The organism is Caenimonas aquaedulcis (assembly GCF_015831345.1).
GTDB lineage: Bacteria > Pseudomonadota > Gammaproteobacteria > Burkholderiales > Burkholderiaceae_C > Ramlibacter > Ramlibacter aquaedulcis.
The window spans coordinates 1,711,090-1,736,407 of sequence record NZ_JADWYS010000001.1 but is presented as its reverse complement, the minus strand read 5'-3'; the positions used below and the strand labels follow the sequence as shown (position 1 = coordinate 1,736,407).

At 67.7% G+C, this 25,318-nt stretch carries 25 protein-coding genes; 19 read left to right on the top strand and 6 right to left on the bottom strand.

Annotation, left to right across the window (positions count from 1 at the left end; genetic code table 11):
- From I5803_RS08360 to I5803_RS08345, 4 genes are read left to right on the top strand one after another with little or no spacing between them, the layout of a single operon-like run.
- On the top strand, positions 1-1,077 hold the full coding sequence (locus I5803_RS08360; RefSeq protein ID WP_196985909.1) for a branched-chain amino acid ABC transporter permease: 1,077 nt from the start codon (positions 1-3) through the stop codon (positions 1,075-1,077).
- Positions 1,078-1,087: 10 nt separating this feature from the next.
- Complete coding sequence (locus I5803_RS08355) at positions 1,088-1,894, top strand: ABC transporter ATP-binding protein (protein WP_196985908.1); 807 nt, start codon at positions 1,088-1,090, stop codon at positions 1,892-1,894.
- Positions 1,891-2,661: an ABC transporter ATP-binding protein gene (locus I5803_RS08350; protein ID WP_196985907.1), complete on the top strand. Its 771-nt coding sequence runs from the start codon at positions 1,891-1,893 to the stop codon at positions 2,659-2,661. Before I5803_RS08355 ends, I5803_RS08350 begins: the two co-directional genes overlap by 4 nt.
- 14 nt (positions 2,662-2,675) lie before the next feature.
- Positions 2,676-4,535, top strand: a complete 1,860-nt coding sequence (locus I5803_RS08345) for an AMP-dependent synthetase/ligase (protein ID WP_196985906.1) — start codon at positions 2,676-2,678, stop codon at positions 4,533-4,535.
- A 33-nt stretch (positions 4,536-4,568) separates the two neighbouring features.
- On the opposite strand, the gene I5803_RS08340 is transcribed toward I5803_RS08345, so the two are convergent.
- From I5803_RS08340 to I5803_RS08325, 4 genes are read right to left on the bottom strand one after another with little or no spacing between them, the layout of a single operon-like run.
- A complete protein-coding gene (locus I5803_RS08340) occupies positions 4,569-5,759 on the bottom strand; it encodes an ABC transporter substrate-binding protein (protein ID WP_196985905.1) in 1,191 nt (396 codons plus the stop codon).
- A gap of 45 nt (positions 5,760-5,804) precedes the next feature.
- Complete coding sequence (locus tag I5803_RS08335; RefSeq protein ID WP_196985904.1) at positions 5,805-6,281, bottom strand: hypothetical protein; 477 nt, start codon at positions 6,279-6,281, stop codon at positions 5,805-5,807.
- The gene (locus I5803_RS08330; protein WP_196985903.1) at positions 6,278-7,318 is read right to left on the bottom strand and encodes a phosphotransferase family protein; all 1,041 of its coding nucleotides are present in this window, start codon (positions 7,316-7,318) and stop codon (positions 6,278-6,280) included. The genes I5803_RS08335 and I5803_RS08330 overlap by 4 nt, the downstream gene beginning before the upstream one ends.
- Positions 7,299-8,861 carry an acyl-CoA synthetase gene (locus I5803_RS08325; RefSeq protein WP_196985902.1) on the bottom strand — a complete coding sequence of 521 codons (1,563 nt, stop codon included), beginning with the start codon at positions 8,859-8,861 and terminating at the stop codon, positions 7,299-7,301. The genes I5803_RS08330 and I5803_RS08325 overlap by 20 nt, the downstream gene beginning before the upstream one ends.
- Before the next feature lie 201 nt (positions 8,862-9,062).
- Between I5803_RS08325 and I5803_RS08320 the strand changes: the two genes are divergently transcribed.
- Both I5803_RS08320 and I5803_RS08315 read left to right on the top strand, forming a co-directional pair.
- The gene (locus I5803_RS08320; protein ID WP_196985901.1) at positions 9,063-10,217 is read left to right on the top strand and encodes an ABC transporter substrate-binding protein; all 1,155 of its coding nucleotides are present in this window, start codon (positions 9,063-9,065) and stop codon (positions 10,215-10,217) included.
- Entirely contained in the window at positions 10,214-10,669 is a 456-nt protein-coding gene (locus I5803_RS08315) for a PaaI family thioesterase (RefSeq protein WP_196985900.1), read from the top strand. Before I5803_RS08320 ends, I5803_RS08315 begins: the two co-directional genes overlap by 4 nt.
- A 3-nt stretch (positions 10,670-10,672) precedes the next feature.
- On the opposite strand, the gene I5803_RS08310 is transcribed toward I5803_RS08315, so the two are convergent.
- The gene (locus tag I5803_RS08310; RefSeq protein WP_196985899.1) at positions 10,673-11,260 is read right to left on the bottom strand and encodes a TetR/AcrR family transcriptional regulator; all 588 of its coding nucleotides are present in this window, start codon (positions 11,258-11,260) and stop codon (positions 10,673-10,675) included.
- 95 nt (positions 11,261-11,355) lie between these two features.
- Here I5803_RS08310 and I5803_RS08305 point away from each other — a divergent pair, with 95 nt between their 5' ends.
- From I5803_RS08305 to I5803_RS08275, 7 genes are all read left to right on the top strand, one after another.
- Entirely contained in the window at positions 11,356-12,597 is a 1,242-nt protein-coding gene (locus tag I5803_RS08305) for an NAD(P)/FAD-dependent oxidoreductase (protein WP_196985898.1), read from the top strand.
- Between the two features lie 96 nt (positions 12,598-12,693).
- Positions 12,694-13,521 carry an ABC transporter ATP-binding protein gene (locus tag I5803_RS08300; RefSeq protein ID WP_196985897.1) on the top strand — a complete coding sequence of 276 codons (828 nt, stop codon included), beginning with the start codon at positions 12,694-12,696 and terminating at the stop codon, positions 13,519-13,521.
- On the top strand, positions 13,518-14,312 hold the full coding sequence (locus I5803_RS08295; protein ID WP_196985896.1) for an ABC transporter ATP-binding protein: 795 nt from the start codon (positions 13,518-13,520) through the stop codon (positions 14,310-14,312). The genes I5803_RS08300 and I5803_RS08295 overlap by 4 nt, the downstream gene beginning before the upstream one ends.
- Entirely contained in the window at positions 14,305-16,161 is a 1,857-nt protein-coding gene (locus tag I5803_RS08290) for an AMP-dependent synthetase/ligase (protein WP_196985895.1), read from the top strand. Before I5803_RS08295 ends, I5803_RS08290 begins: the two co-directional genes overlap by 8 nt.
- A 9-nt stretch (positions 16,162-16,170) precedes the next feature.
- The gene (locus I5803_RS08285) at positions 16,171-17,043 is read left to right on the top strand and encodes a branched-chain amino acid ABC transporter permease (RefSeq protein ID WP_196985894.1); all 873 of its coding nucleotides are present in this window, start codon (positions 16,171-16,173) and stop codon (positions 17,041-17,043) included.
- Positions 17,043-18,089, top strand: a complete 1,047-nt coding sequence (locus I5803_RS08280; RefSeq protein WP_196985893.1) for a branched-chain amino acid ABC transporter permease — start codon at positions 17,043-17,045, stop codon at positions 18,087-18,089. Before I5803_RS08285 ends, I5803_RS08280 begins: the two co-directional genes overlap by 1 nt.
- A 20-nt stretch (positions 18,090-18,109) precedes the next feature.
- Positions 18,110-19,270 (top strand): ABC transporter substrate-binding protein, encoded by a 1,161-nt coding sequence (locus tag I5803_RS08275; RefSeq protein ID WP_196985892.1) that lies wholly within the window; start codon positions 18,110-18,112, stop codon positions 19,268-19,270.
- A gap of 7 nt (positions 19,271-19,277) precedes the next feature.
- Here the strand turns inward: I5803_RS08275 and I5803_RS08270 are convergent, their stop codons facing one another.
- Positions 19,278-19,871, bottom strand: coding sequence for a TetR/AcrR family transcriptional regulator (locus tag I5803_RS08270; RefSeq protein WP_196985891.1), 594 nt, complete (start codon positions 19,869-19,871; stop codon positions 19,278-19,280).
- A 127-nt stretch (positions 19,872-19,998) separates the two neighbouring features.
- Between I5803_RS08270 and I5803_RS08265 the strand changes: the two genes are divergently transcribed.
- Genes I5803_RS08265 through I5803_RS08240 form a run of 6 tightly spaced genes read left to right on the top strand, consistent with a single transcriptional unit; the run spans position 19,999 to position 25,302 of the window.
- The gene (locus I5803_RS08265) at positions 19,999-21,159 is read left to right on the top strand and encodes an acyl-CoA dehydrogenase family protein (RefSeq protein WP_196985890.1); all 1,161 of its coding nucleotides are present in this window, start codon (positions 19,999-20,001) and stop codon (positions 21,157-21,159) included.
- Between the two features lie 19 nt (positions 21,160-21,178).
- On the top strand, positions 21,179-21,871 hold the full coding sequence (locus I5803_RS08260) for a transglutaminase-like domain-containing protein (protein WP_196985889.1): 693 nt from the start codon (positions 21,179-21,181) through the stop codon (positions 21,869-21,871).
- Positions 21,868-23,043: a CaiB/BaiF CoA transferase family protein gene (locus I5803_RS08255; RefSeq protein WP_196985888.1), complete on the top strand. Its 1,176-nt coding sequence runs from the start codon at positions 21,868-21,870 to the stop codon at positions 23,041-23,043. Before I5803_RS08260 ends, I5803_RS08255 begins: the two co-directional genes overlap by 4 nt.
- Positions 23,040-23,591 (top strand): DUF2889 domain-containing protein, encoded by a 552-nt coding sequence (locus I5803_RS08250; RefSeq protein WP_196985887.1) that lies wholly within the window; start codon positions 23,040-23,042, stop codon positions 23,589-23,591. Before I5803_RS08255 ends, I5803_RS08250 begins: the two co-directional genes overlap by 4 nt.
- Positions 23,588-24,388, top strand: a complete 801-nt coding sequence (locus I5803_RS08245; RefSeq protein ID WP_196985886.1) for an enoyl-CoA hydratase-related protein — start codon at positions 23,588-23,590, stop codon at positions 24,386-24,388. The genes I5803_RS08250 and I5803_RS08245 overlap by 4 nt, the downstream gene beginning before the upstream one ends.
- Positions 24,389-24,423: 35 nt before the next feature.
- On the top strand, positions 24,424-25,302 hold the full coding sequence (locus I5803_RS08240) for a DMT family transporter (RefSeq protein WP_196985885.1): 879 nt from the start codon (positions 24,424-24,426) through the stop codon (positions 25,300-25,302).
- Positions 25,303-25,318 lie beyond the last annotated feature (16 nt).

Sequence of the window (25,318 nt, the reverse complement as noted above, 5' to 3'; positions counted from 1 at the left end):
ATGCGCTTCGTCTTCAAGACCCACTACGACCAGGACATCGCGCTCGCGCGCCACGGCGGCCAGCGCTTCTGGTACGGCGCGCTGCTCGCCGCGCTGGTGCTGGCGCCCTGGGTCGTGCCCGAATACGGGATCGCGCAGCTCACGTTCGTGCTGATCTACGGCATCGTCGCCGTCGCGCTGATGCTGCTGGCGGGCTTCACGGGCCAGTTCTCGATCGGCCATGCGGCTTTCATGGGCGTAGGCGCCTACACGGAGGCCTACCTCGGCGCCAGGGGCTGGCCCTTTCCGCTGTCCATGGCCTGCGCCATGGGGCTCTCCGGGGCGGTCGGCCTGGTCGTGGGCCTGCCCGCCCTGCGCGTGAAGGGCATGTACCTCGGCATCGCCACGCTTTCCTTCGGCTTCATCGTCGAAGAGGTCATGTCGCGCTGGGAAAGCGTGACGGGCGGCAGTGCCGGCAAGTCCGTGGCATCGCCCTCCCTGTTCGGCTGGACGCTGGACAGCCCGGCCGCCTTCTACTACCTGTGCCTGTTCTGCACCGTCGCGAGCACGCTGGGTGTCCTCAACCTGCTGCGCGCATCGACAGGACGCGCATTCGTCGCCATCCGCGACTCGGAGATTTCCGCGCAGAGCATGGGCATCCAGCTCGCGCGATACAAGTCGATGTCGTTCTCGCTGTCGGCGGCGCTTGCCGGCCTGGGCGGCGCGCTGTACGCGCACAAGATCCAGTTCATTTCGCCCGAGCAATTCAGCGTCGTGCAGTCGATCGACCTGCTGTTGATGGTGGTGATCGGGGGTCTGGGTTCGATGCATGGCGCCTTCTTCGGGGCGGTCTTCCTGATCGGCATGCCGCAGCTGATCTCCGTGGCCAAGGACTACCTGCCCGAGAGCATCCGGCAGGCCACGGGCTTGCAGGGGCTCGTGTACGGGGCCGTGCTCATCGCATTCGTCATGCTGGAGCCGATGGGGATGTACGGGCGCTGGTTGAAGATCCGCACGTGGCTGGAGCTCTACCCGTTCTACCGGCGCGGCATGTTCAAGCGGCAGAAATCGTTCCAGAAATCGGAACGCCTGAAATGATCGTCGGGCCATGACCTCTTCCGTCCTCCTGTCCGCCAGGAACCTCAGCGTCCGCTTCGGCGGCGTGCTGGCCGTGAACAACGTCAGCTTCGACGTGGAGCGCGGCGAGGTGTTCACGCTCATCGGCCCGAACGGCGCGGGCAAGACGACCGTGTTCAACCTCATCAGCCGCATCTACAACGCGACCGCCGGCACGCTGGACTTCGACGGGCAGCGGCTGACGCACGTGGCCCCGCACGACGTGGCCGGCCTCGGCATCGCGCGCACGTTCCAGAACATCGAACTGTTCGAGCACGCCACCGTGCTGCAGAACCTGCTCATCGGCCGCCACATCCGGCGGCGCGCCGGCATCTGGAGCGAGCTCCTGTTCACGCGCACCGTGCGCGAGGGAGAGCGGGAAACCCGTCGCAAGGTGGAGGAAGTGATCGACTTGCTCTCGCTCCAGCATTACCGCGACACCCTGGTCGCCGGGCTGCCCTACGGCGTGCGCAAGGTGGTGGAGCTCGCGCGGGCCCTCGCGACGCAGCCCAAGCTGCTGTTGCTCGACGAGCCGTCCTCCGGGCTGAACGCCGAGGAAACCGGCGACATGGCGTTCTGGATCAAGGACATCCAGCGCGACCTGCACGTGACGATCCTCATGGTGGAGCACGACATGGGCCTGGTCTCGCGGGTGTCCGACCGGGTGCTCGCGATGAACCAGGGCGAGGTGCTCGCCCTCGGCGCGCCCGCGGTGGTGCAGTCCGATCCCGCGGTGATCGAAGCCTACCTGGGCAGTGTCGACGACGTCGAGTCGCTGCGGCGGGGACCGGCCGCATGAACGACGTGCTCGTCCTCAGCAACATCGAGAGTGCCTACGGTCCGATCAAGGCGATCCGCGGCGTGAGCCTGCGCGTGGCGCGCGGCCGCATCGTGACGGTGCTCGGCTCCAACGGAGCGGGCAAGACGACCATCCTGAAGACCATCAGCGGCATCATCGACCCGCGCAAGGGCAGCGTCGTCTTCCGCGGCGTGGACATCACCGCGAAGGATCCGACCTTCATCGTGCGCCAGGGGCTGAGCCACGTGCCCGAAGGGCGCGAAGTATTCCCGCTCCTGACGGTGCACGAGAACCTGCTGATGGGCGCGTACACGCGAGGCGACCGTGACGCCGTGGCTCGCGACATGGAGCAGGTCTACACCTATTTCCCGATCCTGCGCGACCGCCAGAAGCAGCAGGCGGGCCTGCTGTCGGGTGGCCAGCAGCAGATGCTCGCCATCTCGCGCGCGATCCTGGCGGGCCCCGAGCTGATCCTGCTCGACGAACCGAGCCTCGGGCTGTCGCCCAAGCTCACGAAGGACATCTTCGAGATCGTGATCCGCATCAACCGCGAGCGCGGCACGACCATCCTGCTGGTCGAGCAGAACGCGAACATGGCGCTCAATGCCGCCGACCACGGCTACGTGCTGGAGAACGGGCGTGTCGTGATGGAAGACACCTGCGAGAACCTGCGCGCGAAGGACGATATCCGCGAGTTCTACCTCGGCCAGAAGGGCGGGGACGACCGCGCGGAACGGCGCTGGAAGAAAAAGAAGACCTGGCGCTGAGCGCGCACAACGACATGCCCAAGCCCTGGAACCTCACCACGACCCGCCCGCCGGAACACAGCGCTGCCGTCCCGGGCGACTCCGTCGTGCAGATTTTCTGGAACGCCTGCGAGCGGCGTGCGGACACCGTCGCGATGCGGCAGAAGCACTTCGGCATCTGGCGCGGCTGGCGCTGGCGCGAGGTCGGCGCCGCCGTGCGCGAGTTGGCGCTGGGTTTCGTATCGCTGGGGCTCGAGCCCGGCGAATGCGTGTCCATCCTGTCGAATACACGCATGGAATGGGTCTGGTGCGACCTGGCGGTGCAGACGGCCGGTGGCGTGGCGAACGGGATTTATCCGAGCGACCCCGCGAGGCAGGTCCGCTTCGTCTGCGAAGACTCCGCCACGGTGCTGCTGGTGGTGGAGGACGAGGAACAACTCGACAAGGTGCTTGGTGTGCGGGAGCACCTGCCGCTGCTGCGGCACATCGTGCTGCTGAATGCGAAAGGGCTCGACCAGTTCGCCGATCCGATGGTCATCACCCTGGAGGAGCTGCGCCGCCAGGGCGCCGCCTTCGACGCCGCGCATCCCGAAGCCTTCGGCCGCCTCGGCGCGCTGCGCCGGCCGGGCGACCTGGCCGCGCTGATCTATACCTCCGGCACGACGGGGCAGCCGTTGGGAACCATGCATTCGCATCGTGGACTCGCGGCCGCCGTGCGCGCGCAGGTCGCCGCCTTGCCGCAGGACGAACGCGACGAGCGCATGTGCTTCCTGCCGCTGTGCCACGTGGCCGAACGCGTGGCGGGTTGCTACGTGGCTCTCTGCACGGGCGCCGTGCTGAACTTCGTGGAGAACCCGGACACCGTCGCGGAAAACGTGCGTGAGATCGCGCCCACCGTGTTCGGCGGCGTGCCCAGGCTGTGGGAGAAGTTCTATTCGGCCGTGACCATCGCCGTGCAGGAGGCCGGGCCCGTGCAGCAGGCGCTCTATCGCTGGAGCCTGGATGTCGGCCACGAAGTCGCCGCGCGGGTTCTCGAAGGGGAACCGGTCGGTTTTGCACTGAGGCTCAAATACCGTCTGGCCGGCATCGCCGCCCTGGATCATGTGCGCCGCTTCATCGGCATCCACCGGTGCCGCTACCTCACCACCGGCGCGGCGCCCATCTCCCCGGAGCTCGTTCGCTGGTACCTGGCGCTGGGCGTTCCGATGCTCGAGTCATGGGGGCTGGCCGAAGCCTGCGGGCTATCGACGTCCATGCCGGCCGCATCGATGCGGCCGGGCAGCGTCGGGAAGGCGCTGCCCGGCACCGAGGTGCGGGTCGATGCCGCCTCGGGTGAATTGGCCGTACGGGGACCCCATGTGTTCATGGGTTACCTGAACCAGCCCGAGCGCACCGCGCTGGCCTTCGACGACGAGGGGTGGCTGCGCACGGGCGACATGGGCGCGGCGCTGGGGGACGGGTACTTCCGGTTCGACGAGCGCAAGAAGGACCTCATGGTGACGGCCGGCGGCCGCAGCTTCGCCCCGAGCGCGTGGGAAAACGAATTGAAGTTCAGCCCTTATGTGACCGACGCGGTGGTGACCGGCGAAGGCCGGAGCTACCTGACGGCGATCGTGCTGATCGAGCAGGAGAACGTGGAGAAGTTCGCGCAGGACCGCGACATCCCGTTCTCTAGTTATGCGAGCCTCACGCGCGCGCCCGAAGTCCGCGCCCTGGTGCAGGGCGAGGTCGACCGGGTGAACCGAAAGCTGGGGCAGTCGGGGGAGATCAGGAAGTTCTTCCTGCTCGAGAACCAGCTCGGCGCGGAAGACGAGGAACTCGCGCCGACCATGCGGCTCAAGCGCCGGCTGGTGCTCGCGAAGTACGCCTCGCAGATCGAGGCCATGTACGCCTGACGGGAGCGCCCCGGCGCTCCCGTCCTATTTGCCTTACAGCGGCAGGTAGTCGGTGAAGGGGACCCAGCGTCCTGCCTTTACCTGCGAGACCCGGATCTGTGCGCCCCCCAGGCGGCGCGTCGGCCCGAAGGCGTACTCGGGGTTGCCGAGGAATGTCTTGGCGTACTTCACGTTCTGCAGGGCATTGACCATGCTCTCGGTCGTCGGCTCCGCGCCGGCATTCTTCAATGCCGTCGCGAACAGGTCGATCGAGGCCCAGCCCGTGGCGGAATACACATCCGGCATGGACGAGAAACGCGCGTTGTACGCGTCCATCCACTCGTTCAACTCCTTGCTGTTCTTCGGGTCGTCGCGATACATCATCGGGTACTCGCCGATCGCGTAGAAGCCTTCCAGCGGCGGGCCGCCGAGCTTCGCCACGTCGGCCTGGAACGAGGCGCTGCTGCCCAGGAAATCCCCGCTGTAGCCGAGCAGCCGTGCCGCCGTCGCGCCGCCGATGCTCTCGCGTGTCGCGGTGGCCATGACGATCGTGTCGGGCTTCGCCGCCACCAGCCGTTGGGCCTGCGAGGCGAAGTCGGTCGCGCCCCGCTTGAAGGACGCCTTCTCGACGAGCGGCAGGTTCTGGTCCTTCAGCACTTCCTCGGTCGCGCGCAGGATGTCCTGGCCGAGTTCGTCGTCCTGGTAGAGGATGGCCACGCGCTTGTAGCCCTTGCGCTTGATCATCTCGTTGAGGCCGGCCTTGATGCCCACCTCGAACGGCGTGAGGATGGCGAACTTCAGCTTGTGGAAGGGCTCCCAGTTTCCGCGGTGCGCGCTGATCGGGAACAGGTCCAGGATGCCCTTGTCGACGATCACGGGCGCGGTGGCGAGCGTGACCGCGGTCCCGAGCACGTTGACCATCGCGAACACGCGGTCGCTCGTGACCAGCTTCTGCGCCGCGAGCACGGCGCGCTTGGGGTCGTAGCCCGAGTCCTCCACCAGCAGCTTGATTTTGCGGCCGTTCACCCCGCCGGCGGCATTGATCTGGTCGATGCGCATGTTCATGCCGTTCAGGAGCGGCTTGCCGATCGAGACGATGGGTCCCGACAGGTCCTGGATCGTGCCGATCACGATTTCGTTCTTCGTCACGCCTTGCGTGGTCTGCGCGAGAGCCAGCATCGGAATGCCGGCGCCCGCCCCGGCGGCGGCCAGCCCGGCAGCGCCTACGAATGATCTGCGTTTCATGAAGTCACCTCTGTCTCTGGATTGAAAGTTGGAAGATGGGGTCCGTCAGGCAAGCTGCTCCGAGCCGGGACCGGACAGCTCGTGCATCATGGATTTCGCCGTGCGCTGGCGATCGATCGCCAGCGTGGCGCGCAAGTGGTCCGACAGCGCCTGGCGGGCGGCCTGCCAGGCGGCATCGCGCTTCGCGGCCGGGACGCCGTAGAGGCGATCGATCAGGGCGTTGATGGCCGCATCGCCCCGGTCGCGCGATTGCGCGACGTCCAGGTTGTCCGCCTCGCTGGCGGCAAAGAGCGGCGCGGCGTCGGGAAGGAGGGTCTTCACCGTCCCGGCGAACTGCCGCTGCGCCTGCACGTGCTGCAGCAGCTGCGCGGACGACCATCCGCCTTGCAGCTGGAGGTTGCCGAGCGCGTAGATCACGGCATGGAGCTGGATGCGCGCCTGTTCGGTCGCCAGGTGCGGCGCCACCTGCGCGCGCAGCCCGGCGGCGAGCGCGCCGAGGAGCTGGCCCCAATCGTTGTTCATCGTGCACGCTCCATGACGTCGAGGAGATCGCGCATGAGCTGCGGCAGCCCGAACGCGAGGGACGTCATCCGCAGGTCCGGCGAGCGACCCGATTCGATGCGGCGCGCGCCGCTCATGTTCATGGCGATGACCTTGAAGAGCGACAGCGCCTCGTAGTAGCGGACCGACTCCCGATTCACGGTACGGCCCGCCGCGGCGGCGTAGCGATCGTAGAGCGCGTCGCGCGGCATCAGGCCGCAGACCCGCTTGTCCCCGTCCAGGAACATCCGCATGCAGGCCCAGCCGAGATCCTCGTGCGGGTCGCCCAGGTGCACGAGCTCCCAGTCGAGGATGGCCGTGATCCGCCCCTCGTCTTCCAGGAAATTGCCGCTGCGGTAATCGCCATGCACCAGCGTCACCGCCGGCGCCACGGGCGCGTTCTCGCGCAACCAGTGAAGGGCGTAATGCAGCAGCGGCAGGCGCCGCAGCTCGTTCGCCTCCAGCATCGCCTGCCAGCGAGCCAGCTGGCGCAGCGCCGCGTTGCCTTCGGTCGTGGCGTGGTCCAGTGCCGGCAGTTCCTTTTGCGTCCAGTCGAAGCGGTGCAATGCGGCGAGCGTGTCGACGAACTGCGCCGCGATGGTGTTGTCGCCGGATTCGGCGCCGCGCGCCTGCTCCCAGGGCGTGCGCACCACGCCGCGCACCCTTTCCTGCACCATGAAGGGCGCGCCGACGACCTCGGTGTCGTCGCTCGCGAAGAGGACCGCGGGGACCGGTACGGCGCCGCCGTGGAGGCTGCGCAGCACCTGCGATTCCGGCGCGGTGGAATAGGGCGCGAGAAGGCCCGTGGGTTCGCCGATGCGCACCACGACGTCCTGGACCTTGCCGGTCGGCGTGTCCTGCGTGATCGTCGCGCCGTAAGTGCTCCAGGAAAATCCCCCGGTGAAGCGCCGCCACAACTGCAGGCGGCTGCGCACGCCGGTGCGCGCCTCGATGAATTCGCCCAGGCGCTGTTCCATCCGTGCCTTGCCGGCAACGGATTCAGTGGACGCGCCGCGCATGGTCTCTCCAGTAGGGCTCCCGCAGCGGCTTCTTGGTGATCTTGCCGGCCGCCGTCTTGGGTAGCGGCTCGGTGCGGATGTCCACCGACTTGGGGCACTTGTACGGCGCGATGAGCGTGCGGCAATGGGCGATCAGCGCTTGCGCGTCCAGGCTCATGCCTTCCGCGAGCACCACGACGGCGTGGACCGTCTCTCCCCATTTGGCGTCGGGGATGCCGATCACGGCCGCCTCGCGCACCGCGGGATGGCGGTGGATCGCGTTCTCCACCTCGGCCGAGTAGACGTTTTCGCCGCCGGTGACGATCATGTCCTTGATGCGGTCGACGATGTAGATGAAGCCGTCGGCATCCATGTAAGCCGCATCGCCCGAGTGCATCCAGCCGCCGCGCAGGCACGCCTGCGTGGCGGCGGGGTCGCGCCAGTAGCCGAGCATCACGTTGGGCCCGCGGATGGCGATCTCCCCCACCTCGCCCGTGTCGGCTTCGCTGCCGTCGGCACGCGTGATGCGGACCTCGCAGACCGCGGAGGACCGTCCCGCGGAGAGCCGCTTTCCGGCGAGCGGTCCCTCCAGCACGTGGTAGCAGGCGGGGAGCGTGGTTGCCATGCCGGCTGTCTCGGTCATGCCGTAGGCATGGACGAAGCGCCAGCCCGGCAGCTTCTCCATCGCGGCGAGCAGCACCGGCTCCGGGATCGGCGAGCCGCCGTAGATGCACTGGCGCACGCTGGTGAGGTCGTGCTGCGCGAAATCCGGATGGGACAGCATCATGTTCACCATGGTCGGGATCAGCACGGTGCTGTTGACACGATGCGCGGCAATCGCCTTCATCACCGGCAACGCTTCAAACTTGGGCAGGAAGACGTTGGTGCCGGCGCAGGCCGTCGTGTACCAGAGGTAGGCGGCGCCGGAGAGGTGGAAGAGGCCGCCGACATGCATGTGCACGATGTGCTCCTCGCCGGGAGGCAGGGCGGCGAGCCAGCTGAGGGCGAGGCTCACCGCATTGGCGTGCGACAGCATCACGCCCTTCGGGTAGCCGGTCGTGCCGCCCGTATAAAAGATGGCGTACAGGTCGTCGCCGCGCCGCGCCGACTCGGCAACGCCCGGCAGTCCTTCCAGGGCGGCCTCCAGCTCAACCATGCCTGAGCGCGCGGATGCGTTGCCCATGTAAATGACGCTGCGGATCCCGGCGCACTGCGCGGCAAGCTCGGCCGCGGCATCCGCGAAGCTCTCGTCCACGACCAGCACGCTGGCGCCGCTGTGGTTGAGGGTGTAGACGTTTTCGGGAACGGCCAGCCGGATGTTCATGGGCACCGCGACCGCGCCTGCCCACGGGATGGCGAAGAGCAGCTCGCCGTAGGTGTCGCTGTTCATGGCCAGCACCGCGACCCGGTCGCCTTCGGCCACGCCCTGCGCCTGCAGGAGCTGCGCCATGCGCGGGATTCTCCCCATCGATTGCGCCCAGGTCCGGGCGCGCCCGTCCACGCGGAAGCCATCCCGGTGGGGATGCAGCCGGGCGGCCCGGCGCACGAATTGCGTTATCTGCATGCTTTCGTCTCTCCTATTATCGAATCGAAATTCGATTCGATAATGTAACGCCGACCCGCGGCCAGCGCAAGCCGCGCGGAAAAAAACCGGACGGGGGTTGCGACCGTCGGCCAAACCTGCATAAAATCAAATTCGAACTCAAATTAGAAACCGTACGCCGCGTCGCGGTGGGCGTTTGGCAACCTCACAGGAGACAAAACGATGAACAGATCCCTCCGGGCGCTCGCCGCCCTCGCGCTCGCTGTTGCCGCACTCGGCGCCCACGCCCAGCAGCAAGGCATCACCGACACCGAGATCCTCATCGGCGACGTGATGCCGCTCACCGGCCCGCCGGCGCTCGGCGGCATCGCGCACAACATCGGCGTGCGCGTGGCCGTGGCCGAGGTCAACGCCGCCGGCGGCATCAACGGCCGCAAGGTGCGGCTCATCACGGAAGACGACGGCTACGTCAACACACGCACCATCCAGGCCGTGCGCAAGCTCGCGACGGTGGACAAGGTGTTCGGCATCACCACCGTGTCCGGCGCGAACCAGGGCCTGGCGGCGTTGCCGGTGATCGAGCAGACCGGTGTGCTGACCTTCAGCGTCATGGGCTTTTCCAAGCAGCTCTACGACCCCGTGAAGAAGAACGTCTTCGTCATCGGCCAGACCTACGACGTGCTGTTCGACGACATGACGACTTTCATGGCGAAGAAGTACCCCGGCCGCAAGTGGGGCATCGTGTCGCAGGACGACGAGTCGGGCGAGATCGTGCGCGAAGGCTTCGAGCGGGCCGCGAAGGCGGCGAGCCTGAACGTGGTGTCGCGCCAGATCTACAAGAAGGGCCAGCAGGACTTCTCGTCGGAGATGGCGAAGTTCAAGCACGACGGCGGCGACATCCTGATCGCCGGCGGCATCGTCAACGAGAACGTGGCGATGGTGAAGGAGCTCGAGCGCCTGGGCCTGAAGGTGCCGATGGGCATGTTCTACGTCGGCCGCTACCCGATCACGCTGGAGCTCATGGGCGCGGCCAGCGACGGCACGCTGTGGGCGGACTATGTCGAAGCCGAGACCGGGCCCAAGGGCGCCGCGTTCCTGGAGCGCGTGAAGAAGACCGTGTCCGAGGATGAATTCAAGCGCGTGAACCGTTTCACGCTCACGGGCTACGCCTCGGCGCGCACCATGTTCGAGGCCATCCGACAGTGCGGCAAGGCCGTCACCTGGGCCTGCGCCATCGACCGCCTCGAAGCGATGAGGGGCTACGACACGGGCGTGATGGCGCCGGTGGCGTTCAGCAAGACGTCCCACTTCTCCGTGCAGAAGCCCATCGTGATGGAAGCCGTGTACGGCACGCGCAGCTTCAAGCCGGTCCCATGACGGCGGCGCCGCCCGCGGGGTTCCGGCAGGTGGGCCGCTATTGCGGCGCGTTCATCGACCATTGCGGGCCGGTGTTCGGCAGGCTCGAGGAGGGCGGCGTCGTGCTGGGCTTTCGCGTGCTGCCGCACCACACCAATCCGCTGGACTGCGCGCACGGCGGCATGCTTGCATCGTTCGCGGACATGGTGCTCGCCTGCGGCGCGATGTACCGGCCCGAGGGCTGGGGTCGCATCCTGCCGACGATCTCGTTGCAGCTGGATTTCCTTGCACCTGCCCCACGGGGCGCGTGGGTGGAGGGGCGATGCGAGGTGCTGAAGGCCACGGGCTCGATGGTCTTCACGCAGTGCGTGGTGCGGGCCGATGGCCAGGCGGCGATGCGCGCGAGCGCGGTGTTCAAGCTCGGACCCGCGCCGCAGGACGACCGGCCGTGGGATCCCCTGGAGCTGCTGTAGCCGCTACGCGAACCCGTTCGCGAAGATGTCCGCGATCTGGCGCGCGAGTTCGCGCGGCGAGACGGGCCCCGAGCGGCGGTACCACGAGAAGGTCCAGATCATCATGCCGAAGAGGAGCAGGGCGTAGGGCTTGCGCATGCGCTTGTCCTCCATGCGCTTCGGGTTGATCTCCAGCAGCAGCCTTTCCATCTGTTCGGTCATCTCCACTTCGAGCTTGCGGATCTGCTCCCGCTGCGCCTTCGGCAGGAACTTGAGGTCGTTCATCAGGATGATGTGCTCGTGGCGCGAACGCGCGGCGCCCTGCATGAAGCTCTCGATGAACTGGTGGAAGCGCTCCGCGGCCGGCAGCGGGAGCGCCAGGATGCGCGCGAGGTCTTCCGCCTGCTGCGTGATGTACTCGTGCACGATCGCATACAGCAGGTCTTCCTTGCTGGGGAAGTAATGGTAGAGATGCGACTTCGAGGTGCCGCAGGCCTGCGCGAGGTCCAGCATGGTCGCCACATCGAAGCCCTTCTGCGCGATGAGCGCGGCGGCTTTCTCCAGGATGACCTGCTTCTTGTCTTCGTAGTCATCCGCGCGAACTCGAGTCATCGTCCACCTCCTTGCAGGATTCCCTGCCGTCGTATATATTAGACCGACGAGACGGACTATATATTGGCCACGCCATCGTGCGAATTGGGGTAAGCATGGAGACAAGCGACAAATCGCTCCTGATCGTGGGCGCCGGGCATGCCGGCAGCGAGCTCGCGATCTCCGCCCGCCAGGGCGGCTGGGCGGGGCCGATCACCCTGCTGGGCGAAGAGCCCGGCGTTCCCTACCACCGGCCGCCGCTGTCCAAGGCGTACCTGGCCGGCGAGGCGGACCTGGAATCCATCCTGCTGCGGCCCGCCGCCGCTTACGAGAACGCGCGCGTCGAGCGGATCACGGGTGTGCGCATGACCGCGATCGACCGCGCAGCAAGGCAGGTGCGCCTGGAGGACGGCCGCTCGCTGCACTACGACAAGCTGGCGCTGTGCCTGGGCGGACGGCCCCGCCCGCTGGTGTGCGAGGGCATGCCGGCAGGCGCGCCGCCCGCGAACCTGCTTTACCTTCGCACGCTGCAGGATGCCGGGGCGATCGGCCGGCACCTGGGCGAAGGCAAGCGGCTCGTCATCGTCGGCGGCGGCTACGTGGGGCTGGAAGTGGCGGCGTCCGCGAGCAAGCAGGGCGTGCACGTGACGGTGCTGGAGGCGCAGCCGCGCGTGCTGGCGCGCGTGGCCGGGCCGCGGCTTTCGCAGTTCTATGAATCTGTGCACCGCGAGCATGGGGTGGAGATTCTCACGGGCGTGCAGGTCGCGCGCGTGCGTTGCGAAGGCGCGGACATCACGGCGATCGAGTGCACGGACGGCCGCGTCGTCGAGGCCGACTGCGTCGTCGCGGGGATCGGGATGCTCGCCAATGTCGACGTGCCGATGGCGGCCGGCCTCGCCACCGCCGAAGGGATCGAGGTGGACGAGCATGGCGCGACAAGCGATCCGGACATCTTCGCCGCGGGCGACTGCACGCGCTACCTCCACCCGCTCTACGGGCGCGAGGTCCGCATCGAGTCGGTGCCCAACGCGCTCGAGCAGGCGCGCGCGATCGCGGGCTGGCTGTGCGGCAAGCCCAAGCCCAACCGCGCGGTCCCCTGGTTCTGGTCCGACCAGTACGAGCTCAAGCTGCAGATGGCGGGCCTCGCGCATGGGCACGACCGGTGCGTCCTGCGTGGGGAGCCTGCGTCGCGCAGCTTCTGCGCGTTCTACCTGCAGGGCGACCGCCTCCTGGCCATCGACGCGGTGAACCGCCCCGCGGAATTCATGGCCGTGCGCCGTGCGCTGGTGCGCCCCCTGGTGGTGGATGCGGAGCGCCTGGCCGACGAAGCCGTCCCGCTCAAGGACCAGCTGGCGTGAGGATGCCCGCTTAGGGGAAAGTACCGAGCGGGCAGCCTTCCGGGGCCCACATAATCCGTTGATTCACAGTCCGACGCGACGGTCTATATTTAAGCCATGACAAGCATCCCCACCGCCGTTGCCGACACGCCCGCGCTCGCCGTGCACAACATCCAGGTTGTCTACGGCGGGGCGATCGAAGCCGTGCGCGACGTTTCGCTCGAAGTGCGCGCCGGCCAGATCGTCGCGCTGCTGGGCTCCAACGGCGCCGGCAAGTCCACCGTGCTGAAGGCGGTCTCGGGCGTGCTAGACGCGGAAGACGGCGAGATCGACAAGGGCTCCATCCAGCTCTTCGGCCGCGCGATCGAAAAGGATGCGGCGCCCGAGATCGTGCGCCAGGGCATGGTGCAGGTGCCGGAGGGCCGGCGGCTCTTCGCCACCCTGACGGTCGAGGACAACCTCCTCGCCGGCGCGCACCTGCGTTCCAGGTCGGAGCTCGCGGCGGCGAAAGAGTATGTGTTCAAACTGTTTCCGCGGCTGGTGGACAAGCGCTCCACCGTCGCGGGCTACCTGTCGGGCGGCGAGCAGCAGATGGTGGCGATCGGCCGCGCGCTCATGAGCGCGCCGAAGCTGCTGGCGCTGGACGAGCCCTCGCTCGGCCTCGCCCCGCTGGTGGTCGCCGAAATCTTCAACAGCATCCGGCAGCTGCGCGACCAGAGCGGCCTCACCATCCTGCTGGTGGAGCAGAACGCGAGCCGGGCGCTCGCCATCTGCGACTACGCCTACATCATGGAAAACGGCCGCGTCGTGCTCGACGGCACCGGCGAGCAGTTGCGCCGCAACGCCGACGTGCGCGAGTTCTACCTCGGCCTGTCCTCCAAGCAGGGCCGCACCCACATGAAAGACGTGAAGCACTACAAGCGGCGCAAGAGGTGGCTGTCATGAGCGTGGCGAACGCGACGGAGACGCCCGTCCTCGAAGTCAGGAACGTGTCCAAGCGCTTCGGCGGCGTGAAGGCGGTGAACGACGTGAGCCTGCGCGTGATGCCGCGAGAGATCGTGAGCCTCATCGGCCCCAACGGCGCGGGCAAGACCACGACCTTCAACCTGATCAGCGGCGTGCTGCCGCCCTCCAGCGGCCAGATCATCTACCGCGGCGAAGACACGGCGAAGCTGCGCTCATCCGACTTCGCTCGCAGGGGCATCGGCCGGACCTTCCAGAACCTGGCGCTGTTCCGCCACGGCACCGTGGTGGAGAACCTGCTGGTGGGGCGGCACGTGCACTTCAGGTATTCCGTGATGGAGGCCCTCGCCTTCTGGGGACGTCCGCGCCGCGAGGAGATCGAGGCGCGCGAGAAGGTGGAGAAGATCATCGAGTTCCTGGAGATCGAGGAGCTGCGCGACAAGACCGTGTCGCAACTGGCCTACGGCCAGCAAAAGCGCGTCGAGCTCGGGCGCGCGCTCGCGTGCGAGCCGCAACTCCTGCTGCTCGACGAGATCGTCGCGGGCATGAACCGTGAGGAAAAGGAAGACATCGCGCGCTTCACGCTGGACATCCGCGACGAATTCGGCATCGCCGTGCTGATGATCGAACACGACATGCAGGTCGTGATGGACCTCTCCGACCGCGTCTACGTGCTCGACTTCGGCGCGCTGATCGCGCAGGGCACGCCGGCCGAAGTGGCCGCGGACCCGATGGTGCTCGCCGCCTACCTCGGGGAGGACGCGCATGCTTGACCACGACAACCTCATCCGCGGCAACGTCACCATGCCCGGCCTGCTGCGCCTGCGCGCGCAGGAGCGGGGCGCGCAGGTCGCGCTGCGCGAAAAGGACCAGGGAATCTGGAAGGCGCGCACCTGGGCCGAGTACTACCGGGACGCGCGGCGCACGGCGCTGGGCTTCCTGAAGCTGGGCCTGCAGCGCGGCGACAGGATCGTGATCGCCGCGGAAGACGTGCCCGAGTGGTTCTACGCGGACCTCGGCGCGCAGATGATCGGCGTTCAGGTGGTGGGCATCTACCCCACGAATCCCTGGCCTGAACTGCAGTACATCACCCGGCACTGCCAGGCGAAAGTCGCCATCACCGGCGACCAGGAGCAGACCGACAAGGTGCTGGACGCCATGGCCAACGGGGAGGGCCTCGCGCACCTGGAGCGGATTTTCTGCGTCGACATGAAGGGCCTGCGCCGCTACGAGCCGGGCCGGCCCGACAGCTTCGCGCACCTGCTCGCGCTCGGCGACCAGCTGCTCGCGGAAGACCCCGAAGCGGACCGCCGGCTCGATGCATCGATCGATTCGCTGGTGCCGGACGACATCAACATCCTGGTCTACACCTCGGGCACCACCGGCCCGCCGAAGGGCGCGATGCTGACCCACCGCAACATCGCTTACGGCGCGTACGCGTATGCGCACGCGCGGCAGATGATCGGCAAGCGCTTCGAGTCGGTGTGCTACCTGCCGCTGTGCCACCTGGCCGAGCGCACGTATTCCACGGTGCTGCACCTCATCACCGGCGGCTGCGTGAACTTCGCGGAGTCGGTCGACACGGTGTCCACGAACGTGCGCGAGATCGCGCCGACCTTCTTCCTGGGCGTGCCGCGCATCTGGGAAAAGCTGCAGCAGGGTTTCGAGTTCCGGATGAAGGACAGCTGGAAGCTCCAGCAGTGGGTGTACCGCCACGGCATGGCGCGGGGCCGGGTGCTGTCGGACCGGCGCGCGGCGCAGGGCCGCCTCACCGGCCTCGCGGACCGGCTCGAGTTCGGCTTCTGGTGGCTCGTGCTCTTTCGCAACATGCAGCGGCACATGGGCCTGAACCGCAGCCACACGCGCATGTGCGGCGGCGCGTCGGTGTCGCCCGAGACGCTGAAGTTCTTCGACATCATCGGCCTCACGGTGGCGCAGGGTTACGGCCTCACCGAGGCCGGCGGCCTGGCCTTCGTGCAGGTGCCGGGTCGGCCTTACGTGTCGGGCAGCAGCGGCCCGGCCATGGAAGGCGCGCAGTGGAAGCTGGGCGAGGACGGCGAGATCTTCATCCGCTCACCCGGCGTCTTCAAGGGCTACCTGCACGACGAGAAGGGCACCGCCGACGTGCTGGACGCCGAGGGCTGGCTCGCGAGCGGCGACATCGTGGAGATCCGCGGTGGCGACGAGGTGGCGGTGGTCGACCGCAAGAAGGCCATCATCATCACGAGCGGCGGCAAGAACATCGCGCCCTCGGAGATCGAGAACGCGATGAAGGACAGCGAGTACGTGCGCGAGGCGATCGTGGTCGGCGAGGGCCGCAAGTTCCTGGGCGGCCTGATCCAGATCGACTTCGAGACCGTCGGCCGCTGGGCGGCCGAGCGCGACCTGCAATACACCACCTACAAGTCGCTCACCGCGCTGCCCGAGGTCGTCGAGCTGATCCAGCAGGTGGTGGACCAGGTGAATTCGCGCTTCGCCCGCGTGGAAAACATCCGCAAGTTCGTGCTGCTGGAAAAGGAGCTCGACCATGACGACGGCGAACTCACCGCCACGCAGAAAGTCCGGCGCGGCCTGATCAACGCCAAGTTCGCGCGCGAGCTGCAGATCATCTACGGCTCCTGAAAGTACAGCATGGGATATTTCGTTGAACTGGTGGTGTCGGGGCTGGCGATCGGCGCGATCTACGGCCTCGTGGCCATGAGCTTCGCGGTGATCTACAAGGCCACCGGCATCGTGAACTTCTCGCAGGGCGAGCTCGGCATGCTCACGGCGTACACGTCCTGGTCGATCGCGACCACGCTGGGGGCCGGCGGCATTGCCACGGTGCTTATCGCGGTGGTCGCAGGGGCGGTCATCGGCATGCTGTGCGAACGGCTCATCATGCGGCCGATGCTGGGCGAGCCGGTGCTCTCGGTGGTGCTGGTGACGATCGGCCTGGCCGTCGTGCTGCGCTCCATCGTGACCATCGGGTGGGGCGCGGCGCCGCACAAGTTCGAGGTGGCGGGCGTGGACGCCGTGCTGGACATCGGCGGCATGGGCATGCGCGTGAGCCAGCTCGGCGTGATCGCGATGCTCGCCGCGGCGCTCGCCGGCTTCTGGTGGTTCCTCAAGTACAGCCGCTTCGGCGTGGCGATGCGCGCCGTGGCCGCCGACGAGAACGTGGCGCGGCTGATGGGCATCTCCACCGCGCGCGTGCAGTCCGTGGCCTGGGCCTGCGCGTCGGCGCTCGCGGGCCTCGCCGGCGTGTTCTTCGCGGTGATCTACGGCCTCTCGCCCACGATCTACGAGCTCGGCCTGAAGGCGTTTCCCGCCACGGTGCTGGGCGGTTTCGACTCGGTGCTGGGCTCGGGCGTGAGCGGCCTCGTGATCGGCGTGCTGGAGAACCTGGTGGGCGGCTACCTGCCCAGCACGCTCAAGGAAGTGGCCGGGTTCTTCCTGATCCTGGTGGTGCTCATGGTGCGGCCCTTCGGCCTGTTCGGCGAAAAACGGATCGAGAGGGTCTGATGAAAAGCGGCTTCTTCAAGCAACGGTACGCCGAGCTCGTCGTCCTCACCGACTCGCGCGCCGTCAAGGCGTGGACCGTGGTGCTCTTCGCCGCGCTGCTGCTCGCGCCAATGGTGCTGGGCCCCTTCCTGCTGGCGCACGTCACGGTGATCCTGTTCACGCTCGTGGGCGCGCTGGGCCTCACGGTGCTCACCGGCTTCACCGGGCTCATCTCGCTCGGGCATGTGGGCTTCCTGATGCTCGGCGCCTATGCGTATGCGATCGGCGTCACCCGTCTCGGCCTGCCGCCGGAACTCGCGCTGCTCGCCTCGGCGGGGGTGCCTGCGCTTTTCGGCCTGGTCGTGGGCGTGCCTTCGCTTCGCCTGCACGGGCTGTACCTGGCGATCACCACGCTGGCATTCAGCCATATCGTGAGCGCGGCGCTGCTGGCCGGCGGCAAGTTCACCGGCGCGGGCCGCGGCATCACGGTCCTGCGGCCGCGCATGCTGGGCATCGACCTGTCGAGCGACCGCGCCTTCTACTGGTTCTGCCTCGCGATGTGCGTGCTCGCCGTGCTGGTGACCCTGAACCTGCGGCGCTCCTACGTGGGCCGGGCGCTGGTCGCGATCCGCGACAACGACATCGCGGCGCGGACCATGGGCGTGAACCTCGTTCGCTACAAGCTCCTCGCCTTCCTGATCAGCGCGGCGATCACCGGCGTCGCCGGCGCCATGATGGCCATGTACATCAGCATCGTGAGCGTGGAGAGTTTCCCCTTCCTGCTCTCGATCGAGGCGCTGGCGATCATCATCGTCGGCGGGCTCGGTTCGGTGCTGGGAGCGGTGTTGGGTACCGTCTTCATCGTCAGCATGCCCGAAGTGTTCGCGGCGCTCACGTCGGGCATGGGCGGGCGCCTCGCCGACCTCATGACCACCAGCGCGCACGAGATCAAGAGCGTGCTCTACGGCCTCGCGATCATCGCATTCCTCAGGTTCGATCCGCGCGGGTTGCGCGGCATCTGGCACGACATCCGCCATGCATGGGTCTACTGGCCCCTGCGATATTGATTTCAACGAAGGAGCATTCCATGACGCTACACCTCAGCAGACTGACCGCCGCCGCCCTGGTGACCCTGGGCATGTCACTGCCCGCCCTCGCGCAGCAGCAGGGCGTGACCGACACGGAGATCGTCGTCGGCGACATCCTTCCGCTCACCGGCCCCCCGGCGCTCCTCGGCGTCGCGCACAACCTGGGCGTGAAGGCGGCGGTGGCCGAAGTGAACGCCGCCGGCGGCATCAACGGCCGCAAGGTCCGCCTGATCTCCGAGGACGACGGCTACGTGCCCTCGCGCACGGTGCAGGGCGTGCGCAAGCTCATCACCAGCGACAAGATCTTCGCCTTCACCTCGATCTCGGGCACCGCCCAGGCCGAGGCCGCGATGCCGGTGATCAAGCAGGCGGGCATTCCGGCGATGGCGCCGATCACGACCTACGAGGGCCTCTACAACCCGACGATCAAGAACGTCTTCGCGGTCGGGTACGACATGAGCAACGCGGTGGAAGAGCTCGTCTCGATGATGGCCGATCGCTATCCCGGCAAGAAGTGGGCCGTCATCTCGCAGGACGACGACTACGGCGAGAACGTGCGGGCGGGCTTCGAGCGCGCGGCCAAGGCCAAGAAGCTGCAGGTCGTGTCGACCCAGGTCTACAAGAAGGGCCAGGCCGACTTCTCGTCCGAGATCCTGAAGGTCAAGCAGTCGGGCGCCGAGGCGCTGATGGCGGGCGGCGTGCTCGGCGAGAACGTGGCGATGACCAAGGAACTCGAGCGCATCGGCCACAAGATCCCGGTGGGCGTGACCTACGTGTCGCGTGTGCCCGCGAGCGCCAAGCTGATGGGGCCCGCCGGCGAGAATGTCTACACCGTCGACTACGTGTACCTGGAAAGCTCGCCGCAGGGCAAGGCCTTCACGGAGAAGCTGGGCAAGTACCTGAGCGCCGAGGAAATGCCGAAGGTCAACCGCTACAGCTACACGGGCTATGCGGCGGCGCGCGCGTTGTTCGAAGCCATGGGCAAATGCGGCAAGGCGCTGACCTGGGATTGCACGAATGCGGAGCTGGCGAAGGTGAAGAACCTCGACACCGGGGTGATGACGCCGATCTCCTTCAGCGCGACGAACCACCTTGCCGCGCCGAAACTGCTGCTGCTGAAGGCCGACCCCGCCGCGGTCACCTACAAGGCCGTGCAGTAAGGAGGGCTCAGGACTTCTCGGCCAGGAAGCCCTTGAGGAAGAGGCGCGAGATGCGGTCGCACAGTTCCTGCGGCTTCATCGCGCCGCCGGGCTTGTACCAGAAGTCCGTCCAGTTCAGCATGCCGATGAGCATCATGGTGTAGGGCTTGTAGACGTCTTCCGGCAGGCCGGGGTTCAGCTCGCGAATGAGCGCGGACACGCTTTGCGTCAGCTGCCGCTGCAGTTCGATCAGCGGGGCCTGCTTGGCTTTCGGCAGGTACTTCACGTCGTTCATCGCGATGACGTGGCGCCGGCGCGATTGCGCGGACTTCTGGGTGTACGCCTGGACCAGCGCCATCAGCCGCTCGCGCGGGGTCCCGGCCGTGGACACCGCTTCGTCGAGTCCCGCGATGACGCGCTCCAGGTGCTCCTTGAGCATCGCGAACAGCAGGTCGTCCTTGGTCGGGAAGTAGTGGTACAGCATCGACTTCGTCGCGCCGCACGCCTGTGCCACGTCCTGCATCTTGGCGGAGGGATAGCCTTCCTTGGCGAACAGCGCCGCGGCGCAGTCCATGATGGCCTGGGCCTTGGATTCGTAATCGTCTGAACGTACGCGAGGCATGGATTCTCCGTAAAGCGCGCGAAGTGTAGCAAGCAGCCTTGCGGCGACCGCCGGATTCGCATAAAATAAACCGACGCGCCGGACTATAAATGACCGATTTCGCCCCCGACTTGACCTATATCAACCCATGACCGAATTCGAATTCCAGGAGCCCGATTTCCTCGGGGAGGACCTGCGCATGGTGCGCGCCCAGGTGCGGCGTTTCGTCGAGGAGCGCATCGTGCCGCACGGCGAGGCCTGGGAAGCATCCGGCGAGATCCCGCGCGAGATCTTCCGCGACCTCGGCGCGATGGGTTTCCTCGGCATGCGCCATCCCGTGGAGTACGGCGGCGGCGGCATGGGCGCGATGGCCTCGGTGGTGCTGGGCGAGGAGCTGTCGCGCTCGACCTTCGGCGGCGTCGCCTCCGCGCTCACGGTGCACAGCGACATGTCGGTCGGCCACATCGCGCACCGGGGCACGCACGAGCAGAAGCTCAAGTACCTGCCCGCCGCCTGCGCCGGCGAGAAGGTCGGCGCCGTGTGCGTGACCGAGCCGAACGCCGGCTCCGACGTCGCGGGCCTCAAGACGCGCGCGGTGCGCACGAAGGAAGGCTGGGTGCTCAACGGCTCCAAGACCTTCATCACCAACGGCGTGTTCGGCGACATCTACATCGTCGCGGCGCGCACCGACCCGGAGGCCAAGGGCAGCCGGGGCATCTCCCTCTTCATCGTCGAGAAGGGCAACCCGGGGTTGAAGATCGCGCGCAAGTTCGACAAGCACGGCTGGCGCTCCTCGGACACGGCCGAGCTGTTCCTGGACGATCTCTTCGTGCCGCACGACGCGCTGCTCGGTGAAGAGGGCAAGGGCTTCTACTACATCATGAGCACGTTCCAGAACGAGCGGCTCGTGGTGGGCGCGCTGGCTTCGGGCACCAGTTCGAAGGCGATCGAACTCACGGTGGACTACCTCAGGCAGCGCCAGGCCTTCGGCAAGCCGCTGTGGGAGCAACCCGTGGTGCGCAACAAGGTCGCGTGGATCGCCGCGAAGGCCGCGGCCGTGCGTGCGCTGACCTACCAGTGCGCGCAGATGATCGACGAGGGCAAGGACACCGTCCGCGAGGTATCGATGCTGAAGGCCTTCGGCGCGGAAACCCTGCAGGAGGTGGTGCATACCTGCCTGCAGCTGCACGGCGGCACGGGATTCATCATCGGCACGCCCGTGGAGCGGATGGCGCGCGACTCGCGCATCCTCACCATCGGCGGCGGCGCGACCGAGGTGATGCTGGAAGAGGTCGCCAAGCGCATGTGAACGGGACCCGCGAGCCGCCATGCCCCACGAATTCACTCCCTACGGCTGGCCCGCGCTCGGCCCGCTGTACCTCGCGCCGACCGAGGCGCTCGACTTCGAGGACGCCGCCGTTGCGCGTTTCGCCGACGTTGCGGTGAAGGGCGCTGCCACGCAGCGCGAGCGCGCCGTCCGGCTCTTCTACGCGGTGCGCGACGGCATCCGCTACGACCCTTACCACGTGCCCCGCGACGCACAAGGCTACGCCGCCAGCACCGTCGTGCGGGACGCGCGCGCGTTCTGCATCCCGAAGGCGGTGTTGCTCGCGGCCTGCGCACGGCGCGTGGGCATTCACAGCGCGATCGGGCTGTCGGACGTGGTGAATCACTTTTCCACGCCGAAGCTTCGTGCGGCGATGGGTGGGCGCGATGTCTTCCTGGACCACGGCTGGGCCGCGCTGCACGTCGACGGCCGGTGGGTGAAGGCGGTGCCCGCGTTCAACGCCGGCCTGTGCGCGCTCATGGGCGTGCCGCCCACCGAATTCGACGGCACGCGCGACGCCGTGTTGCAGCGGTTCAAACAGGATGGGTCGGAGCACATGCGCTACCTCAAGGACCACGGTGTCTGGTCGGACCTTCCGTTCAACCGCATCCGGGACGACTTCAGCGGCTACTACCCGGCCTCGATGGTGGGCCGGGCGGAACCGGACCTGGAATTCGGCAAGGAGCAGGCATGACCGGACCCCTTTCCCACCTCACGGTGATCGAGCTCGCGGGCATCGGCCCCGGGCCCTTCGCGTGCATGCTGCTCGCGGACCTCGGGGCGAAGGTGATCCGCATCGACCGCCTGCCCACCGGCAAGCCCGCCGCCGGGGGCCTGGAAGACCTGATGCGAAACGACGGCGTCGTGGACCGCGGGCGCCAGTCGGTCGCCGTGAACATGAAGGACCCGCGCGGCGTGGAAGCCGTGCTCAGGCTCGTGGCAGGCGCGGACATCCTCATCGAGGGCTTTCGCCCGGGTGTCGCGGAGAAGCTCGGCCTCGGCCCCGCGCCTTGCCATGCCCGCAACCCGAAACTGGTGTACGGGCGCATGACCGGTTGGGGGCAGACGGGCCCGCTCGCGCAGGCCGCGGGGCACGACATCAACTATGTCGCGCTCTCGGGCGCCTTGCATCTCATGGGCCCGGCCGACAGGCCGCCCATCCCGCCGCTCAACCTCGTCGGCGACTACGGCGGCGGCGGGATGCTGATGGTGGTGGGCGTGCTCGCGGCCTATGCGCAGGCGCTGCGCTCCGGCCTCGGGCAGGTCGTCGACGCGGCGATGACGGACGGCGCGAGCCTGCTCATGGCGGCGCAGTACGGCCTCGCGGCCAAGGGCTTCTGGCACGACGCCCGCGGGACGAATTTCCTGGACGGCGCGGCCCACTTCTATGGCACCTACGAATGCGCGGATGGCCGGCACGTCTCGGTGGGCGCGATCGAGCCGCAGTTCTACGAGAAGCTGCTGAAGATCTGCGGCATCGACGACCCGCAGTTCCGCCGGCAATGGGACGAGGGCGAATGGCCCGCATTGCGCGGCAAGCTCGCGGCGGTGTTCGCGACGAAGACGCGCGACGCGTGGTGCGCCCTGCTGGAAGGCAGCGATGCCTGCTTCGCACCGGTGCTGTCGATGGCGGAGGCGCCACTGCACCCGCACAATGCCGAACGCGGCACCTTCGTGACGCAGGACGGCGTCACGCAACCCGCACCGGCCCCGCGTTTCGATCGCACGCCGGCATCCTTGCCTCACAAGGCGCCGCGCGTGGGACAGCACACCGCGGCCGTGTTCGAGGCGGCTGGCTTCCCGTCTCCGGAGATCGCGCAACTGATCGAGGCGGGCGTCGTCTTCGACGCGGGACTTCACGCATGAACGCCCCCGCGGACTCGCCGCGCAAGTCGGTGCACCTGCGGCGCGTGAGCTGCGAAGGGTTCGAGCGCGAGGACGGCCTGCTGGAGATCGAGGGCCTGCTGGTGGACACCAAGCCCGTGCCCTTGCAGATGCCCACGCGGATGCTCCCGGCCGGCGAGCCGGTCCACCAGATGCGGGTGACGCTCGTCCTCGACCGTGAGCGCACGATCCTGGACGTACGCGCTTTTACCGAGCACTCGCCTTACCCGGTATGCGGCGAAATCGCGTCGTCCTACCGGCAACTCGTGGGCCTGCGCATCGAGCCCGGCTTCACGCAGCAGGTCAAGCGCATGTTTCGTGGCGTGCACGGTTGCTCGCACATCACCGAGATGCTGCCCACCATGGCGAGCACGGTGTTCCAGATGTTGTGGTCCGACAGCGACTTCGACGGCGTGGATCCCGCCGGCAGCGCGCGGCGCACGTCGCCCCTGGGCGGCTGCCACGCGCTGAAGCTCGACGGCGAGGTCGTCCGCACGTATTTCGCCCACCTGAAGGACGCATCCCAATGAATGGCACGGCTTCCACCCTGTTCGACGTGCGCGATGGCGTGGCGACGCTCACGCTGAACGAAGGTGCGCGCATGAACCCGCTGACCGACGCGCTGCAGCAAGGCTGCCTGGCCGCGCTGAAACGCGTGCGGGAAGATCGTTCCATCCGCGCGCTGATCGTGACGGGCGAGGGCAAGGCGTTCTGCGCGGGCGCGGACCTGGCCGAGTTCGGCCGCCGCGCCGCGCAGCCCGGCGCATCGATGGGCACTTACGTCGGCGAGATGATGGAGCAGACCGGCAACCCGATCGTCGCGGGCCTGCGTGCGTTGCCCGTGCCCGTGGTCTGCGCGATGAACGGCGTGGCCGCCGGCGGCGGCGTGGGGCTGGCGCTCGCGGCGGACATCGTTGTCGCCGCGCGGTCGGCGTATTTCTACCTGCCGTTCGTGCCGGCGCTCGGGCTCGTTCCCGACATGGGCGCGAGCTGGCATCTCCCCCGTGCCCTCGGGCGTGCGCGTGCGCTTGCGCTCACGTTGACGGGCGACAAGCTGTCCGCCGAGAAGGCGGTGCAATGGGGTTTGATCTGGGATTGCGTGGACGATGCGCAATTGCAGGCGCACTGCCGGCAGCTCGCCTCGCGCCTGGCCGAGCTGCCTGCCGGCGCCGCCAATGAAGCGCGGGCGTTGTTCGCGGCGGCGGAGTCGAGCTCCTTCGAGGAACAGCTCGCGCGGGAGCGCGAGCGCCAGATGGAGTTGATCGAGCGGCCCGCCTTCGCCGCGGGCGTCGCGTCCTTCGGCGCGAGGCGCAAGCCGGGCCCGTGACGGGATCGAATTTGCGGCCGCGCTCCGCTGCGTACGTGCTCGCAGTGGTCCTCGTCGTCATCTGGGGCAGCAACTACAGCATCCAGAAAGGCTTGCTCGCGTTGCTCGGCCCGTCCGGCGTCGTCGCCGCGCGGTATGTGATCACCGCGCTGTGCGCCTTGTTCATCCTGTTGTGGCGCCACGGGCTGTCATGGCCGCGCCTCGAGCGGCGGGAATGGATGGTGCTCACCGGACTGGCGTTCGTCGGCCATGTGTTGCATGTGACGGTCATGGCGAACGCGATGAACCTGTCCACGCCTTTCTCCAGCGCGCTGATCTCCGCCTGCGGACCGATCTTCACCTTGCTGATCGTGCGGTTCACCAGCGCGGTCCGGCTCGATCGGGTGCAGCAGCTCGGCGTCGGGCTCGCCCTCGCCGGGATCCTCGTTTTCCTGTCGGACAAGCTGCAGGCGACCGCGGCGGGCACGCTCGGGGACTTGCTGCTGCTCGTCGCGACGCTGCTCTTCGCGTGCCACACCGTCGCGGCCCGGGCCCTGATCGCCCGGCGCGGCGTGCTGGTCGTCATGACGTACGCGACCCTGATCGCGACGCTGCCCATGCTCGCGCTGCACCTGCCGGGCGCGTGGGCGGCGCCATGGCGGACGCTCTCGCTGGATGGGTGGATGGCGCTGGCATGGTCCCTCATCGTCGCGTCGTTCGGCGGGTGGCTGGTGTGGGGTTGGCTCAATCACGAGCTGGGCGTTCCACGCACCGCGCCTTTGCTGTACTTGCTGCCGCCAGTGGCCGGGCTGATCGCCTGGGCCACGCTGGGAGAGACGTTTTCCGCCTGGAAGATCCTCGGGGCGCTCATGGCGCTCGGGGGCGTGGCGCTGGCCCAATTCTCCCGGCCGAACTGGAAATCACGGACCCCGTAACAAAGGCGATCCCGAC